The sequence below is a fragment of the Pontibacter sp. GD7 genome (genome assembly GCF_058216375.1).
On record NZ_JBYZMP010000003.1, the window covers coordinates 26,169 to 39,837 of the forward strand.

A 13,669-nucleotide genomic window follows, 5' to 3' on the forward strand; every position below is an offset into this window, starting at 1 on the left:
CAGAATATACCAAAGCAAAGCATTTCTATATAGAAAGGCATAACTAACCGATAAGCGGTTAATAGGTAAATACAGGTATTTTATCGGGTTTAATTAACCATTCAAGGCAAACTGGGTTAAAGCCTGGTTTAATTTAGCGCGCGGTGCAACTATGCAGTGTTATGGTGTGTCTTTACTGGATTTTTTGGCTGGGTGTATACAGATTTGCAATGCCACACAGCCTGGCTTAAGCAGGTAATGAATTTCAAATCTGGATGATTGGCTACTTAAAACAAGCCTGTACACAGAGTTGTAAATTGGGTCTGTGCACAGGCAAAAGTATAATGTGATGGTGGCTATTCTTTCTTTGACTGGAAATTCGGCATTAGCCCAGTTCTAAGCGGCCAGTTTAGCGACATACTTTACCAACGACCGCTTGGCAATTGGCAGCAGCGAGTGCTCCAGTGGTACGGGTATTTTGGATACGATCACGAATGTAGCCGGATTGGGCAGGTCCTGGTTCTGACGTACGAGCTGCGCCTTCAGGTTTTCGTGGGTTTGTGCCAGGCCACGGCGCACGGTTTGCAGGTGCTGCGTGTTTATGCCACGGTACTTCTCATAAGTATTCTCAAAAACCGTGATGCGGTAAACATACACCTGCGTTTCTTTGCCCGGGTAAACGTCCAGGAACAGGTAGCCCTCGTTATGGTAGATCGGGGTAATGCCCACAGGGCTTATCTCGAGGTGCCGTTCCACAAAGTCATAGAGTTCTTTTCCGGACTCCACGGCCTCTCCAAACAAAGGCGAAGCGTATTGTACGATATCCTCGATCTGCTGCATGGTTTCATCGTCTTCCACGATCTTTTCATACACCAGCTCCAGCTTTTCAAAATCGGCCCGGCTGATGCGTTTCGGGAATGACTCATACACCAGTTTCTTGTGCTCTTTTACCTGTACCAAGTTGCGGTAATGCATGATCAGGTCGGAGAAGACCGGGTATAGGCGTTGTTGCCCAAACTCTCGCTTAGCCTGCTGCAGGTATGCCAGCAGCAGGTATTTTTTGTATTCAAAATCTATCAGACCTTCGGTTAGCCAGTTGATGGGAAGGGTGTTCATAAGCCTCCAACTTTAAGGTTAACATATGTGCTTATAACGAAAATACAAGCGGCTCAGGTTTATTATCTTCCTTCAATTCTAATTGGCTATACTTTGAACATTGCGGATACCGGTTTAACCAAAACAACCACATTTCGTTAATATGGCTTACAATTTTAAGGTGTGCAGGTGCACCTTTTATTCAGATACTCAAACTAAGCTATATGAACTATACAGAAAACTACGAAGGCATTCGCCTGGATGTACAGGCAGTGGATATTTCGATATCGGATGATATTCAGCAGCATGTGCGCAACACCATAGACAAACTACGGCGCTATTCTAAAAAGATAGACTCCGTGGATGTATACTTTAAAGAAGAAGCCAACCAGTCTACGAATTCAAAGAAGGTAAGTATGCGCGTGGGGATACCTGGCAACGATGTTTTTGCCGAAGACCAGGGCGGCAACTGGTACGAACAGCTAAAGCACGTGGAAGATAAACTGGTAAAGCAGTTGCAGAAGCATAAATAACATCAAAGTACTAAACAAAACAAGCGCTGCCATTAGGTAGCGCTTGTTTTGTTTAAAGTATGGTCAACAAAATTTATACATTAAAAGAATAGTCCCGGAGCAGACAAAGCATATATCCAGATCTTTCGCCTCCGGATTTACACCAGGTTTTTTCAAAGTATAAACCCAGAAGCGGAGTTACCCTGAGACCCTCGTTTGCGACTTTCATACTTCAATAGTACACCCGGCTTTGAATAGCTAATGGTATCCGGAAATCGCCAAGTTTTACCTTAAATTTTAAGGAGCTTTTTTTACCGCATTGTAATAGGAGTCCAGGCTTTTGTCGAGCGGTTGGCCTGCTACATGTATCGCATCGCAAAACTCGTAGCAAGCCTGCGGATTATCGCTGTCTGCGCACTGCGATTGACACTCTGATAATGTGTTGCGCGGCAAAAGTTCGTACCCTTGTGTTACGGCCGTTACTACAAGTATAAAAGTTAAGGATACTGCACTAAAGAATTTAAACGGGAAGTCGTTTTTAAGGTCTTTGCGCTTTGGCAAGGTTTGGTACTCCTCGGCATGGTAAAAAGGAAGTATAAATTTCCATTTGTGAAAGTACCAGCATAGCAGATACAAATTAGCCAACACCATTAGCGGCGAAGTAAAAAGCGAGCCATCAAACCGGACAGCCAGGGACAAGATACAGATGTTTAGAATTATCGGGAAATAAATTAGGGCACCCAGAATGGCAGTACGCGGGATTAACAGTAGAATTGCCGCCGTTACCTGCAATACACCAATTACAGTATAGTAGTAACCGGTATGGTAAATGGCTTCTAAATAATTGCCCATGGGGTGACTCACAGCCAAAGATGTGAACCGTTCTCCCAAAATCTTTACCATACCCGAAGGAATAAAACCGGCAGCCAATGCAACCCGACAGAATATCGCAAAATACCAAAGCCATTTGTTGCTTCTAGCCTGAAGATGAAGGTTGTCTAATCTGGAGGCTATGCTCATATGCTTACACTCTTAAAATGAATTTTTGAAAAACCTACATAGGGCTGATGCAGCGCTGGTGCTCAGATCAAATCGCCTGATCATCAGAAAGGTACTGCAGCTATGCGCCGCATCAGGAATTAGACCTAACTCCCAGCAAAAAGACTTCCGAATACGCCCACTGCCAGCTCTGCCCAGATGATAAGGAATATAACCAGTATAGCCAGAATAAAGGCGACACGGTAATCCATTTTGTGTACTTTACGCAGTACAAGCTCAACCAACAGGCCTGTGCCGAGCAGTAATGTGCCCATTATTATAAAATCGGAGGGGCTCCAGTCTACTTCATCTGTAAAAAGGGTTCCGAAAAATGGTATGAGCAACAACATCGGAACGGCAAGTATAATAAGTGTCAGTCTTTTGTTTTGTGTGATCATGGTAATGGGTTTTTAAAGTTTTATATAATCTGATAAAATATTTTGTGTTGTACTACAAGGCCTGCCTTAACAGTGATTAAGCTTACCTGAAGCCGAAAAGAAGCGGAAATAGAAACAGAACCACCGCGGCCCAGATGCCATACAAGGGTAAGTATGCGGCTATGCGTTGCCCAACTTTGTCTGTGCCGGAGGTGCCGGTAACACACTTGTAAAGCTCTATAGTTACAATAAGTAAATTGATTAGGATCAGGATGTTACCGCCCATTACGGCCAGTCGGTTAGGGGTGATGCCCCATTCTGAGATGCGGAACAGGATAGCGGATAAGGCAATGCCGTTAACAAGCACTGTTACAGTGGCCAGCAAAAGCAGGATCCAGTTGCGGGACGTGATCTTAGGGCCTCTGGAAGCCTCTGCCACAGAGAAAAATACAATGGCCATCACCCCGATCAGTAGCAGGTTAAACAGTATCAGAAAATCCCTGTCGGTGTAAGGGTCTTTGGCCGAAAATACAGTTGCGATAAGGTAAACAACCAGGGTTACCAAAACCAACGGACTGAAAATGCGCGCAATAACCGGCGATACCTTATTTACCAGTTGCGGGTTGGTTTGGTTAAGAAAAGTGCCCACAACCGGTGCTGCCGCAAGGCCGAAAACCACAATGTTCTCCAGGTAAAACGTTTCGATACGCAGGCCTATCAGCGAGAAAAGCGCAACGGTAACACCGGAAAGTATAGCCCCCGAGATAAGAATAAGGGTCGTGATTACCACAAGCTCACCGTTATACTTCAGGTAATCCAGGCGCTTGTTGTGGTTTTGCCATTGCTGGCCGGTAAAGGCAGCTCCAAGTACAATCCAGAGCAGCAAGGGCAGGTGTATACAGGCCAGTATCAGGGTATCACTGTTGTTGTCTGCTGGCAAAAGATTTATGTAAAACAGGCAAATGCCCATAACCACCAGAAGCAGTGCCAGCTGGTAAACCGGTAATTTATACTTCCAGGCAAAGTAGGAGAGAAGCGCCGGAAACACGATGAAACTGATGTTGCGTGAGTAAAAGAACTCTTCGCTGATAGGGAAGAAGCCCGGTAGTTTGGCAATGAACCCGGCTACCAAAGACACAATTATCACGAAAAGCAGTTCTTTGTTGGTGCCCCACGAAATTTCGTCGGTTTCGTAAGTCAGTCTTTCGTGCCAGAAATCAGCAAGTATACTGCCGCTTAGTTCCGGGTAAATACCGCTGAACTCCTGTTTAAAGCCAGCTTTATTTTCCCGGTACAGCTTCTCTAGCTGCCTGGGGTTCTGCATGTTCGAAAGTATGAGATCTCTCATGGTTTTATACTTTGAGTCGTTTGTATGATTTATACTTGCATGTGCCGTTTAATCCCACAAGGTACCATCCAGGCCCAACACGAAGCCCAACCATAGCCCAACCAAGTACACCACTATGCTCAGGATAACTGCCAGTGTCCTGTTAAAACCGCGGTTACTCTGATATTCCATGAATGCATAGAAGGCGCCACCCGCAGCACCGGCTAAAGGCGTGATGATCAAGGGTCTTACCATCCAGAACTTTCCCCATTCCGGACGAGGCGCATCTACCCCGAAAACAAAGAATGAGATCGCAAACAACGCGATGCAGGCGCCTGCCAGCATCGGTTTAATCAAGGAAACTGTGTGGTGATCTTGGATTTCGTTTTCCTGTGCCATTGTTTAGATTTTTGAATTTTAAAGTGATTTTGGTTAAAGTACTTTGAGTTTCAAAGTATAAAGTCAAAAAAATTATGCGTCTTTTCTGTTGTTCAAAATTAACTGCTCCAGCGCGTCCAGGTGCTCCTGGAAAGCTGTTTTGCCTGCCTCAGTGGCGTGGTAGGTAGTATTTGGCTTGCGGCCTACAAACTGCTTCTCCACGCGCAGGTATTCGGCTTCCTCCAGTGCCCGTAAATGGCTGGCCAGGTTGCCGTCGGTTAATTGCAAGGTTTCTTTAAGGGTATTAAAATCTACTTTGTCTTCCACCATCAGCACCGACATAATGCCCAGTCTGGCCCTGCTTTCGAAAGCCTTGTTTATATGTTCCAGGTATTCTTTCACGGAGTGCCTAGCGTTCGTATTTAAAGTACATGATGGTGCCATACACTATGTGCAGCACACCGAAACCTATAGTCCAGGACAGCAGGCCGTAGCCGATAAAGAAGCAGGACAACAGGCCAAGCGCCACCTCACTGATGCCCAGGTAACGAATATCGCCTAAGGTATACTTGCTGCCGTTTATCAGCGACAGACCATAAAACACCAGCATAGCCGGAGCAACCAGGTAAATTAGCCCATGGTACAGAAGCGCGGCACAAAATATCCCGCCAGTCGCCAGGGGTATAGCCATGTTCAGCACCAGGCGTTTTGATTGCTTGTCCCAGATGCGGAGGTTGTTTTTGCGTGCCCTGCGCATGGTAAAGTGTAAGGCCACACCCACAGCAAGTATCAGCACCATAGCGGCTACAGCCAGCATAAAAAGTATGGAGTCTCCGGAGAGTCCCAGGCTGTAATCATTGCGGTAGGATACGCCCTGCTGCACCAGGTACCATTTGGTAACAGCCGCACCAGCCAGTGCTACCACACCCGCCGCAATGCCCGAAAGCCCGCTAAGCGAAATAAACCTGGAAGAGCGGTCCATGATGTTCCGGATCTCGTGCAGGGTTGCCAGTTGTTCTTGCTGTTGGTTCATAGATAAAGTACTTTGAGTTTCAAAGTTAATTATGCTTTACGGAAAGTCAAGTACTTAGGTAAATTATTTTTCAGATTTTTTGTAGAGTAACCTGCCGGAAATAAACCTTTAACTTGATGAACAGTAACCTAAGTTGCGAGTTAGGAATGGTTGGGAATTACAAATCCTTAGCCCCTCCACGGAGGTGGGGCAGTTAAGTTCTAAATATTTGCACCTTGGCTTTTAATATAGCAAGGTATCAATTCTCCCCTTGAGGACAAGTGAAAACGTGAGTTTGAAACTTGCGACCATAGGTCACAGAGGGGTGTTAGTTTTTTACGAAAGGCCCTTTCAACTTGCTATACACCCCTGTAGAGCATTGCTCGCAACTCTAAAGCTCACGCTTTAGGTTGTCCTCAAGGGGACAATTATTCTTAGAATGAAACGACCCTGCCCCTCAGGGGAGGTAAACTTGTAGGTAAAAGCAATTAGTTATTTTCTTTGATTGAATACCGCAAGTTTGAACGTAGTGGTAACTTGTGGTTTAACATGATGCCAGTTTGCAACTGGCTTTCTTCGAAAGCATAAAAATACAGTTATTAGAAATTCCACTCTCAGGAGGGCAGGATCGTTAAGTTCTAATAAAGAAGTGAAAAAACGTCTGTCATTCTGATAAGTTTTAATCCCGAACTTGACTCTGGGAAACTTGTGAAAGGGAGAGTGACACTACTTCCGGAGGTTAAGCTTCTTCTCCCAGACACGAAGATCCTTACAGGTTGAAATAAAAAATAGAATAAAACAACCTGACTTTGAAAGTGGGATTAAGTAATCGCAGTTAAGTAAGGTATATAACTTTTAATTACAGCATAACATGCAAAATCTATACTATAAAGACAAGGTAATACTGATAACAGGCGGCGCTCAAGGCATTGGACTGGGCATGGCGCAGGCATTTGCAAAGGCAGGGGCCAGGGTGGTGATAACCGATGCTGATGATGAAGCCGGCAGAGAGGCAGTGCAGCGGTTAAAAGAGGAGAAACAACAGGTAGACTTTATACGCTGCGACATCAGTGAAGAGCATGAGGTTGTTGCCCTGATGGATGAGGTGGGGGAGAAGTGTAGCAAACTGGATGCGCTGATTAACAATGCAGGTATCGCTGACCCTTTTATGGGAAGTCTGGAGGAAATGCTTATGTCTGCTTTCGACAGGATAATGGCAGTGAACCTGCGGGGTGCGGTATTGAGTGCTAAGTATGGTTTGCCTCTTTTACTCAAAGCCGAGCATCCGGCCATACTTAATATCAGTAGTACACGTGCTTTTATGTCAGAGCCGAATACCTTTGCCTACTCAGCTTCTAAAGGGGCTCTGGAGGCGCTCACCCACTCACTGGCTATTAGCCTGACCGATGTCAGGATACGTGTGAATGCCATTGCACCGGGCTGGATCGAAACAGGAGAGTGGCAGAAAAAGAGCCAGCACTACAAACCGCAGCACAGCAAAGAAGATAAAGAACAGCACCCAGTCGGCAGAGTTGGCACCCCCGAAGACATTGCCGAGGCAGCCCTGTTCCTGTGCTCCGACAAAGCCGGTTTCATCACAGGCCAAAGTATAACCATAGACGGCGGCATGACCGTGAAGATGATCTATAAGTAGTTGCTTGAATTACTGATTGTTGATTGTTGATTGTTAATTGTTGAACGGTTTGATTGTTATGCTCATACCGCAAGTTTAGCGAAGCGTAACTTGTGGTTAATAATGACAGCAGTTTTCAACTGCTCTGCTTTGAAAAAGCAGGAGCTACAATGGCTTGCGCTATACTTAATGGTTTGTCGATGTAGATGAAGTATAAACCTGCAAAGTATAAATTCTTACCAGGTATTTTTTCTGCTCTCGCAGAAAGCCAGTTGCAAACTGGCGTCATGTTAAACCACAAGTTGAAAACTTGCGGCATGTTCCAAACAATTTAACAATTAAACCATTCAGCAATCAGCAATCAACAATTCACTCACCCACTCATTCAAAATTGCCTTACTCTCTCCAGATCCTCAGGCGTATCAATGCCGATGGTTTCGAATTCGGTGATGGCGGTGGCTATTTTGAAGCCGTGCTCCAGCCAGCGCAACTGCTCCAGCGATTCGGCTAGTTCAAGGTTTGAAGGCGGAAGTTGTGTGATCTGCTCTAGGATGTCGGTGCGGTAGCCGTAGATGCCGATGTGCTTGTAGTAAGTATGCTGGCGGTGCCAGATGTCGTTGGGTACGTTGCGGCAATAAGGTATTGGCTGGCGGCTGAAGTATAAAGCCTCGCCACTTTTATTGATCACCACCTTTGGGGAGTTCACGTTGAACAGTTCCTCCGGCGATTCGATCTTTTTGATGAGTGTTGCTAATTGCGTTTGCGGGTTCTGGAAACAAGATGCTACCAGGTTGATCTGCTCCGGTTTGATGAAAGGCTCGTCGCCCTGTATGTTGATGATGTACTCGAAGGGCTGATTATACTGCTGGTACGCCTCAAAGCAACGGTCTGTACCGCTCTGGTGGTGTTCACCTGTCATCACAGCCTTTCCCCCAAAACCCTGCACGTGCTCAAAAATGCGTTGGTCGTCGGTGGCTACCAAAACCTCGGACAGGTCAGAACTTTTAGCCTGCTCGTATACCCGCTGTATCATGGTTTTGCCGTTGATATCGGTTAAGGGTTTGCCCGGGAAACGGGTGCTGGCATAGCGTGCAGGTATGATTCCGAGTACTTTCATAGTTTGGTGTTGTGATGATTTTATACTTGCCAAAGGTACGTAAGTGCCGGCATTTTAGCAGCGGCAGGTTTTCTTTTTCTTACCCAGCCTGCCCATACTCTCTATTTTTTTGATGTAGGGCAGCGCCTCCGGTGTTTTGCAGGAAGTGCCTCCCATGTATACTTCAACCTTGCCAATGGCATCAGCTACTTCTTTAGCTTTTGCCGTGAGGGAGGGCACAAAGCCGCCCATGGCAATCACAAAGCCGTTCATAGTATGGCGCACCCTATTAGGGCTGCTGTGGATGTTTTCTTTTACAAAGTCAAGTTGCTGGCTCAGGTAGTCAAGGTCCAGTTCTTCGTCTTGTTTTATACTTCCGAGGTTCGATAAAGTAGCCCAGCCGGCTGTTGCGATCCGTTCATTATCAGATTTGATCCACTCTTTGGCAAGCTCAAAGCCACACTTGCTTTCGGCTGCAATCCAGGCCACGGTGTACTCGCTCAGCATGTACCAATACGCCTGCTCGGCCCAGCGCTGCAAATCTTCTTTAGTCATTGCCTTTTCGTCGGCGATAAGCCCGGCCAGGTACATGGCATCCGAGTTACCTGTATCGAAAAGCTCCAGGGCTAATGCATGGTTCTTCTTTATCTTTTTCTGGATGGGTTTCAGGTCGCCAACTTTTACGCCAAAAAAGGGCTCTTGCGCGCCATGTTTCATCAAGACCTTTTTGGTGTTCTCGTTGCCAAGGCTGGCAAGCTGCTGCATTATCTCGGGTGTGGTCATAGGTATAAAAAAGCGGGCCGAAGTATTGTCCCAATATACTTCGGCCCTGCTGTTTAAGCAAGTAAACAGGTGTTACCTTTTACGTATTTCCAGAATTTTGGCGGCATTTGTTTGGTAAGGTAATTGGCAACCGGCCGAAATCTGCTTCTGATAATTTAAGATCCTGGCTTCTACCTGTGTGCCTTCCCAACCTCCTGCCTTATAAGTGTCTGGAATGGCTGTTTCGTTTGTTGGCTTAAATTCTTTTTCCCCGACCATTAAAAAGTAGCCGCAGCCGTCAACGGCATAGTCTCCGGACCACTTGATAATACCATCAACGGTTTCTGTGGTGTAGCAATCTTCATCTTGTGTTTCGCAGCTGCTCAGGCTACCTGCAATTAACAGCAACATGCATCCTTTCAGGAGTCTTCCCATAACATTGTCCTCTTTACTGTTAAGAGCCTTGGGAGCTGGGTGGGGTTGCATGGCACTGCAACTATATTTATAAGGCTGTTACCGCAATAACCTTTACGGCATCCATTACCCTTGGCTCCGGAATCATGCCGCAACGGCGGTCAATCTGATTCTCCAGGGGCAGGTAGGTCAGTTTTACCTCAGAGCTTTCAGCGTCTTTAAACTGCGCAGGTATGGCTTCTTCATTTTCAGGGAGATATTTTTTCCCGTCAATCTCAATTTCAAAGCCACAGCCATCAGCCGCAATCTCACCAGACCATAAAAGGGTGGCCTCCGTGGTTATAGCTCCGTTCTCTGATTCCGATGTGGTTTGGCAGGCTGTCATGGTAAAGGCAGTTAAGATGGTAAGGGCTAAGGGTGCTAGTTTCATTTTTATGAATTATGAATTATGAATTATGAATTATGAATTATGAATTATGAATTATGAATTTGATTCTGGTATTCAACAGCTAAAACTAACCTCCAAATTATATTTACCCGCCATTGTTGGTGTTATCACCAACAATCCATAGGCAGTGTCTATGAAGGCTTCTCAAGTAAAAAAAGCTGATAAGTATAAAAGGCGATGTCCAACTTCCAGTAACCAACAACTAATAACCAACCTCCAAATCACACTTTTTTCACTCTAAGCGAGAAAGTACTCTGATCAATTACCTGCACTGGGTCGCCTTTTTCGATAAAGCCGTCACGGGCCTGTGCGTCGTACAGCATGTCATCAATCATTACACGTCCGTTGGGCATCATGCGGGTGTGGGCGACACCGGTTTTGCCTATCAGGTGCTCGGCAGCGTTGGCAGAGCGGTAACCCTCGTTGCTCTGGAACGTGTTATGCAGCACCAACCGATTCATGGCGCGGCTGCTAACCAGCCTGTTCCAGGAGAGGGCAATAAACACAGCGGCACCTACCATACCAATCACCACTGAGATCAGGCTTTGCATCAGGTGGTCGGATGGCACGAAGGTGAAATCAAAGTTCTGGTTATTGACCATGATCAGAATCAGTGACCCGATCGCCAGTATAATGCCGCTGATGCCGGCCACGCCGAATCCGGGTATCACGAAAACCTCCAGCAGAATAAGTATAATGCCCACTCCAAATAGCAGGATCTCCCAGTTCTCTGCCAGTCCGTTCAGGTAATAAGGCACCAGGTAAAGCACGCCAGCCACAACTGCCGCCGCTAACGGAAAACCAACCCCCGGTGTCTGCAGCTCAAAGTATAAACCGCCTATAATAATGAGCAAAAGTATGCCGCTGATAAAGGGGTTCAGGAAAAAGGAAATGATCCTGTTGGATGTGCTAAGCTGAAAGTACACCAGTTCTGCATTCGAAAGGTTTAGCTCTTCCAACACGCCTTCTACATTGGTGGCAATCCCATCGCAGAAGCCATACTTTACCGCTTCCGTTGCTGTCAGGGTCAATACCTGCCCTGCTGATAGAGTGCTGTCTACACTGGCCTCTACCATAGCCTCGGCCATGCGCGGGTTACGGCCATTTGCCTCGGCAGTGGAACGCATGATGGAGCGCATGTAGCTTTGGTATTTGCCGGGAGCAGCCTCGCCGTCGGCACCTACTACGGTGGCGGCACCTATGTTGGCGCCAGGTGCCATGTAAATGCTGTCGCAGGCCAATGAAATAAGCGCACCAGCCGAAGCGGCATCTTTGTTAATGAAAACATATACCGGCTTAGGGTACTCTAAAATGCGGGTACGGATCTCGTCGGCATCCTGTAATGCGCCGCCAAAAGTGTCAAGTATAAGCAGCACATGATCGGCGCCGATCTCCGTGGCTTCGTCTAAGGCCAGTTCGGTATAGCGGTTTGTGCGAGGGTCAATCTCTGACTTTATCTCCATCACAAACACCTTTGGCTTGGCTTTTTGGGCAAAAAGCAGGTTAGGGCTCAGTAACAGACAGAGCAGGCAAACAACTGTGGTATACCAATGCTTTGGATAGGTTTTCATAATTTAGGGGGCCGGTTGAGGTACAATCTGGCAATAAGATAACAAAAAAACACAAGGATATACTTCCCTTACTCTTTTCATACGATTTTCAGGCGCCTGTGTGGCGTATCCGCATCGATACGGCGTGTAAGCAGCTGGCAGTAGAGGTGCGGGACGCTGACCTGCTGCTGGCTCATTTTTATACTTTGGCTACAGAGGCGTTCACCCTCCGCAAACTTGACCTGAATCCATCGAAAGCCTGGTGGCAGGGGCTGGAGGATGCGCAACAGGGCATGCTGTACCTGCACGGCTACGGCGACCGCAAAACAGGGCAGCACAAAGGCATAAGCGCAATACATGCCAGTTCCGGTGAGCAAAGCTGGGAGACGGAGGCGCTGGCTTTCTACGGTTTGGCGGAAGGGGGCCTGCTGGCCTATACTGCCGACAGCCCGGAAGAAGCACTGATGCTGCTAGATCCTGAAACTGGCAACTTGCTGCGTACCGGCATAGCACAACAAGAGGCTGCTAAGCTGGTGGCAGACTTTAACCCGGCGCGTTATGCCGATGCCATATTTCCAGTGTTATACTTAGAGGGTGAGCCATACTTTAACGATGTAAGCCAATTTATCAGGGCGCAGGCAGGGCAGGAGCCGGTTAAAGGGATAGAATATGCTGAAACTGACCAATATATCATTGTTAGTTATTATACCCCAACAGCTGCCGGCCACTTGGATAATTTTGTGGAAGTATATGACTTGGAGGGTAATTTGCAGCTGAAAGTTAAACTTGGCAGCGGTTTAAGTGGCATTGGTTCAGATACTTTTTTTATCTTTAACCTCCGGTTATACCTGCTGCTGGATAAGCAGGTTTTGCAGGTATACGGATTTTAGCTTAGTACAATTTTTAGCCATGGTTCGATCTTTAATAGTTACACTTGTTGTAGCTCCTTTGCTTTCTCTTTCGGCGAGTGCCCTTGGGGTTACCGCTGTTCGTGATTCGGTTGGTGTAGAGCGCAAAAACGGAAAGCTGTTTGTGCAGCATAAAGTTGAGCCAAAAGAAACACTGTATGCTTTGTCGAGGAAGTATAATATACCGGTAGCCCAGATCGTGGAGGCCAATCCGCATGTGCAGTCTGCTATTAAGATAGGAGAGATTGTGTTGATCCCGCGCCGCTACAGTGCCTCCTCAACAGCAGTAGTGGCATCTGCTGCTAAAACTACTCCTGCTGCCCCAGCCGCCAGTAACCGCACCTACACAGTAAACAACTCAGGTAACAAACTGCATACCGTAGAGCCAAAGCAGACCCTATACTCTATCTCGCGCCAGCACAATGTAAGTGTTGAGGATATTAAACAATGGAACAGCCTGAAAGATAATAATATCAGCGTTGGTACCGAGCTGATCGTAGGCAAGGGAATGGCAACACCTACCAAGAAGCCTGTGTATACGCCGGAGCCAGACGATGAAATAACGACAAAGGCCAAGCCAATAGAAACGGCCTCATCATCTGGCACAACTACTGCCTCTACTGTAACCAGTACACCAACCGCCCCAGTGGCAGCCAATGAGCGTGCAGAGGAAGCTGCTGAAAGTGAAAATGCTGCATCCGGGGTAAAGAAAATGGTGGAGAGCGGCATGGCCGAGATGATCGACCCGAAGGCTGACACAAACAAATACCTGGCGCTGCACAAGTCGGCCCCGGTTGGCACCATTATGCAGGTTAAAAATGCCATGAACGGGCAGGTAGTATATGTGCGTGTAATTGGTAAGCTGCCAGACACTGGTGCCAATGAGAAAGTGATCGTGCGAATCTCTAAGAAAGCATATCAGAAGCTTGGGGCCGTGGATCAGAAATTTAGAGTAGAGGTTTCTTATATGCCGTAAGGTTTGGGAAAGAAGTATAAGTAAGGCGCCTGCTGGATGTTCTATCTGGCAGGCGCTTTTTTTTACCTCCCCCTGCCCCCTCCTAAAAACAGGAGGGGGTACTTTTATTAAGTGCAATAAGGTATAACTATATATTCTAACTTAAAGACATGGCAATCAAGAAT

17 protein-coding genes are annotated in these 13,669 nt (G+C 46.8%); 4 read left to right on the forward strand and 13 right to left on the reverse strand.

The annotated features are described in order from the left end of the window. Positions 1-375: 375 nt before the first annotated feature. Positions 376-1,095, reverse strand: a complete 720-nt coding sequence (locus tag AC4BAP_RS05645) for a hypothetical protein (RefSeq protein ID WP_490581645.1) — start codon at positions 1,093-1,095, stop codon at positions 376-378. A 203-nt stretch (positions 1,096-1,298) separates the two neighbouring features. Between AC4BAP_RS05645 and hpf the strand changes: the two genes are divergently transcribed. Then, positions 1,299-1,607 carry a ribosome hibernation-promoting factor, HPF/YfiA family gene (gene hpf, locus AC4BAP_RS05650; protein WP_490581646.1) on the forward strand — a complete coding sequence of 103 codons (309 nt, stop codon included), beginning with the start codon at positions 1,299-1,301 and terminating at the stop codon, positions 1,605-1,607. A 276-nt stretch (positions 1,608-1,883) separates the two neighbouring features. On the opposite strand, the gene AC4BAP_RS05655 is transcribed toward hpf, so the two are convergent. From AC4BAP_RS05655 to AC4BAP_RS05680, 6 genes are all read right to left on the reverse strand, one after another. Beyond that, positions 1,884-2,489 carry a DoxX family protein gene (locus AC4BAP_RS05655; RefSeq protein ID WP_490581647.1) on the reverse strand — a complete coding sequence of 202 codons (606 nt, stop codon included), beginning with the start codon at positions 2,487-2,489 and terminating at the stop codon, positions 1,884-1,886. A 242-nt stretch (positions 2,490-2,731) separates the two neighbouring features. Next, positions 2,732-3,022 (reverse strand): hypothetical protein, encoded by a 291-nt coding sequence (locus tag AC4BAP_RS05660; RefSeq protein WP_490581648.1) that lies wholly within the window; start codon positions 3,020-3,022, stop codon positions 2,732-2,734. Positions 3,023-3,104: 82 nt separating this feature from the next. Continuing rightward, complete coding sequence (locus AC4BAP_RS05665; protein WP_490581649.1) at positions 3,105-4,349, reverse strand: hypothetical protein; 1,245 nt, start codon at positions 4,347-4,349, stop codon at positions 3,105-3,107. 48 nt (positions 4,350-4,397) lie between these two features. Further along, entirely contained in the window at positions 4,398-4,727 is a 330-nt protein-coding gene (locus AC4BAP_RS05670) for a potassium transporter KefB (RefSeq protein ID WP_490581650.1), read from the reverse strand. Positions 4,728-4,799: 72 nt separating this feature from the next. Continuing rightward, a complete protein-coding gene (locus tag AC4BAP_RS05675) occupies positions 4,800-5,108 on the reverse strand; it encodes a winged helix-turn-helix domain-containing protein (protein ID WP_490581651.1) in 309 nt (102 codons plus the stop codon). A gap of 7 nt (positions 5,109-5,115) precedes the next feature. Further along, entirely contained in the window at positions 5,116-5,739 is a 624-nt protein-coding gene (locus AC4BAP_RS05680) for a hypothetical protein (RefSeq protein WP_490581652.1), read from the reverse strand. Between the two features lie 850 nt (positions 5,740-6,589). On the opposite strand from AC4BAP_RS05680, the gene AC4BAP_RS05685 reads away from it, so the two are divergent. After that, the gene (locus AC4BAP_RS05685) at positions 6,590-7,372 is read left to right on the forward strand and encodes an SDR family NAD(P)-dependent oxidoreductase (protein WP_490581653.1); all 783 of its coding nucleotides are present in this window, start codon (positions 6,590-6,592) and stop codon (positions 7,370-7,372) included. Positions 7,373-7,487: 115 nt separating this feature from the next. Here AC4BAP_RS05685 and AC4BAP_RS05690 read toward each other — a convergent pair whose 3' ends face one another. The 6 genes from AC4BAP_RS05690 to AC4BAP_RS05715 form a co-directional block, all read right to left on the reverse strand. Next, a complete protein-coding gene (locus AC4BAP_RS05690; RefSeq protein WP_490581654.1) occupies positions 7,488-7,670 on the reverse strand; it encodes a hypothetical protein in 183 nt (60 codons plus the stop codon). Between the two features lie 66 nt (positions 7,671-7,736). Next, on the reverse strand, positions 7,737-8,468 hold the full coding sequence (gene kdsB / locus AC4BAP_RS05695) for a 3-deoxy-manno-octulosonate cytidylyltransferase (protein WP_490581655.1): 732 nt from the start codon (positions 8,466-8,468) through the stop codon (positions 7,737-7,739). A 54-nt stretch (positions 8,469-8,522) separates the two neighbouring features. Next, positions 8,523-9,230 carry a DNA alkylation repair protein gene (locus tag AC4BAP_RS05700; RefSeq protein ID WP_490581656.1) on the reverse strand — a complete coding sequence of 236 codons (708 nt, stop codon included), beginning with the start codon at positions 9,228-9,230 and terminating at the stop codon, positions 8,523-8,525. Between the two features lie 72 nt (positions 9,231-9,302). Continuing rightward, positions 9,303-9,644, reverse strand: coding sequence for a hypothetical protein (locus AC4BAP_RS05705; protein ID WP_490581657.1), 342 nt, complete (start codon positions 9,642-9,644; stop codon positions 9,303-9,305). Between the two features lie 67 nt (positions 9,645-9,711). Beyond that, entirely contained in the window at positions 9,712-10,053 is a 342-nt protein-coding gene (locus tag AC4BAP_RS05710) for a hypothetical protein (RefSeq protein WP_490581658.1), read from the reverse strand. Between the two features lie 239 nt (positions 10,054-10,292). Further along, on the reverse strand, positions 10,293-11,642 hold the full coding sequence (locus AC4BAP_RS05715) for an NfeD family protein (RefSeq protein WP_490581659.1): 1,350 nt from the start codon (positions 11,640-11,642) through the stop codon (positions 10,293-10,295). A gap of 98 nt (positions 11,643-11,740) precedes the next feature. Between AC4BAP_RS05715 and AC4BAP_RS05720 the strand changes: the two genes are divergently transcribed. Together AC4BAP_RS05720 and AC4BAP_RS05725 are read left to right on the forward strand one after the other, a co-directional pair. Further along, entirely contained in the window at positions 11,741-12,511 is a 771-nt protein-coding gene (locus AC4BAP_RS05720; RefSeq protein WP_490581660.1) for a DUF4905 domain-containing protein, read from the forward strand. 19 nt (positions 12,512-12,530) lie between these two features. Next, the gene (locus AC4BAP_RS05725; RefSeq protein WP_490581661.1) at positions 12,531-13,505 is read left to right on the forward strand and encodes a DPBB and LysM peptidoglycan-binding domain-containing protein; all 975 of its coding nucleotides are present in this window, start codon (positions 12,531-12,533) and stop codon (positions 13,503-13,505) included. Positions 13,506-13,669: the final 164 nt, after the last annotated feature.

Bases quoted from the DNA above. Each gene is read 5' to 3' on its own strand.
- AC4BAP_RS05645 (WP_490581645.1), bottom strand. From the start codon at position 1,095: ATGAACACCCTTCCCATCAACTGGCTAACCGAAGGTCTGATAGATTTT.
- hpf (WP_490581646.1), top strand. From the start codon at position 1,299: ATGAACTATACAGAAAACTACGAAGGCATTCGCCTGGATGTACAGGCA.
- AC4BAP_RS05655 (WP_490581647.1), bottom strand. From the start codon at position 2,489: ATGGTAAAGATTTTGGGAGAACGGTTCACATCTTTGGCTGTGAGTCAC.
- AC4BAP_RS05660 (WP_490581648.1), bottom strand. From the start codon at position 3,022: ATGATCACACAAAACAAAAGACTGACACTTATTATACTTGCCGTTCCG.
- AC4BAP_RS05665 (WP_490581649.1), bottom strand. From the start codon at position 4,349: ATGAGAGATCTCATACTTTCGAACATGCAGAACCCCAGGCAGCTAGAG.
- AC4BAP_RS05670 (WP_490581650.1), bottom strand. From the start codon at position 4,727: ATGGCACAGGAAAACGAAATCCAAGATCACCACACAGTTTCCTTGATT.
- AC4BAP_RS05680 (WP_490581652.1), bottom strand. From the start codon at position 5,739: ATGAACCAACAGCAAGAACAACTGGCAACCCTGCACGAGATCCGGAAC.
- AC4BAP_RS05685 (WP_490581653.1), top strand. From the start codon at position 6,590: ATGCAAAATCTATACTATAAAGACAAGGTAATACTGATAACAGGCGGC.
- AC4BAP_RS05690 (WP_490581654.1), bottom strand. From the start codon at position 7,670: ATGCCGCAAGTTTTCAACTTGTGGTTTAACATGACGCCAGTTTGCAAC.
- kdsB (WP_490581655.1), bottom strand. From the start codon at position 8,468: ATGAAAGTACTCGGAATCATACCTGCACGCTATGCCAGCACCCGTTTC.
- AC4BAP_RS05700 (WP_490581656.1), bottom strand. From the start codon at position 9,230: ATGACCACACCCGAGATAATGCAGCAGCTTGCCAGCCTTGGCAACGAG.
- AC4BAP_RS05705 (WP_490581657.1), bottom strand. From the start codon at position 9,644: ATGGGAAGACTCCTGAAAGGATGCATGTTGCTGTTAATTGCAGGTAGC.
- AC4BAP_RS05710 (WP_490581658.1), bottom strand. From the start codon at position 10,053: ATGAAACTAGCACCCTTAGCCCTTACCATCTTAACTGCCTTTACCATG.
- AC4BAP_RS05715 (WP_490581659.1), bottom strand. From the start codon at position 11,642: ATGAAAACCTATCCAAAGCATTGGTATACCACAGTTGTTTGCCTGCTC.
- AC4BAP_RS05725 (WP_490581661.1), top strand. From the start codon at position 12,531: ATGGTTCGATCTTTAATAGTTACACTTGTTGTAGCTCCTTTGCTTTCT.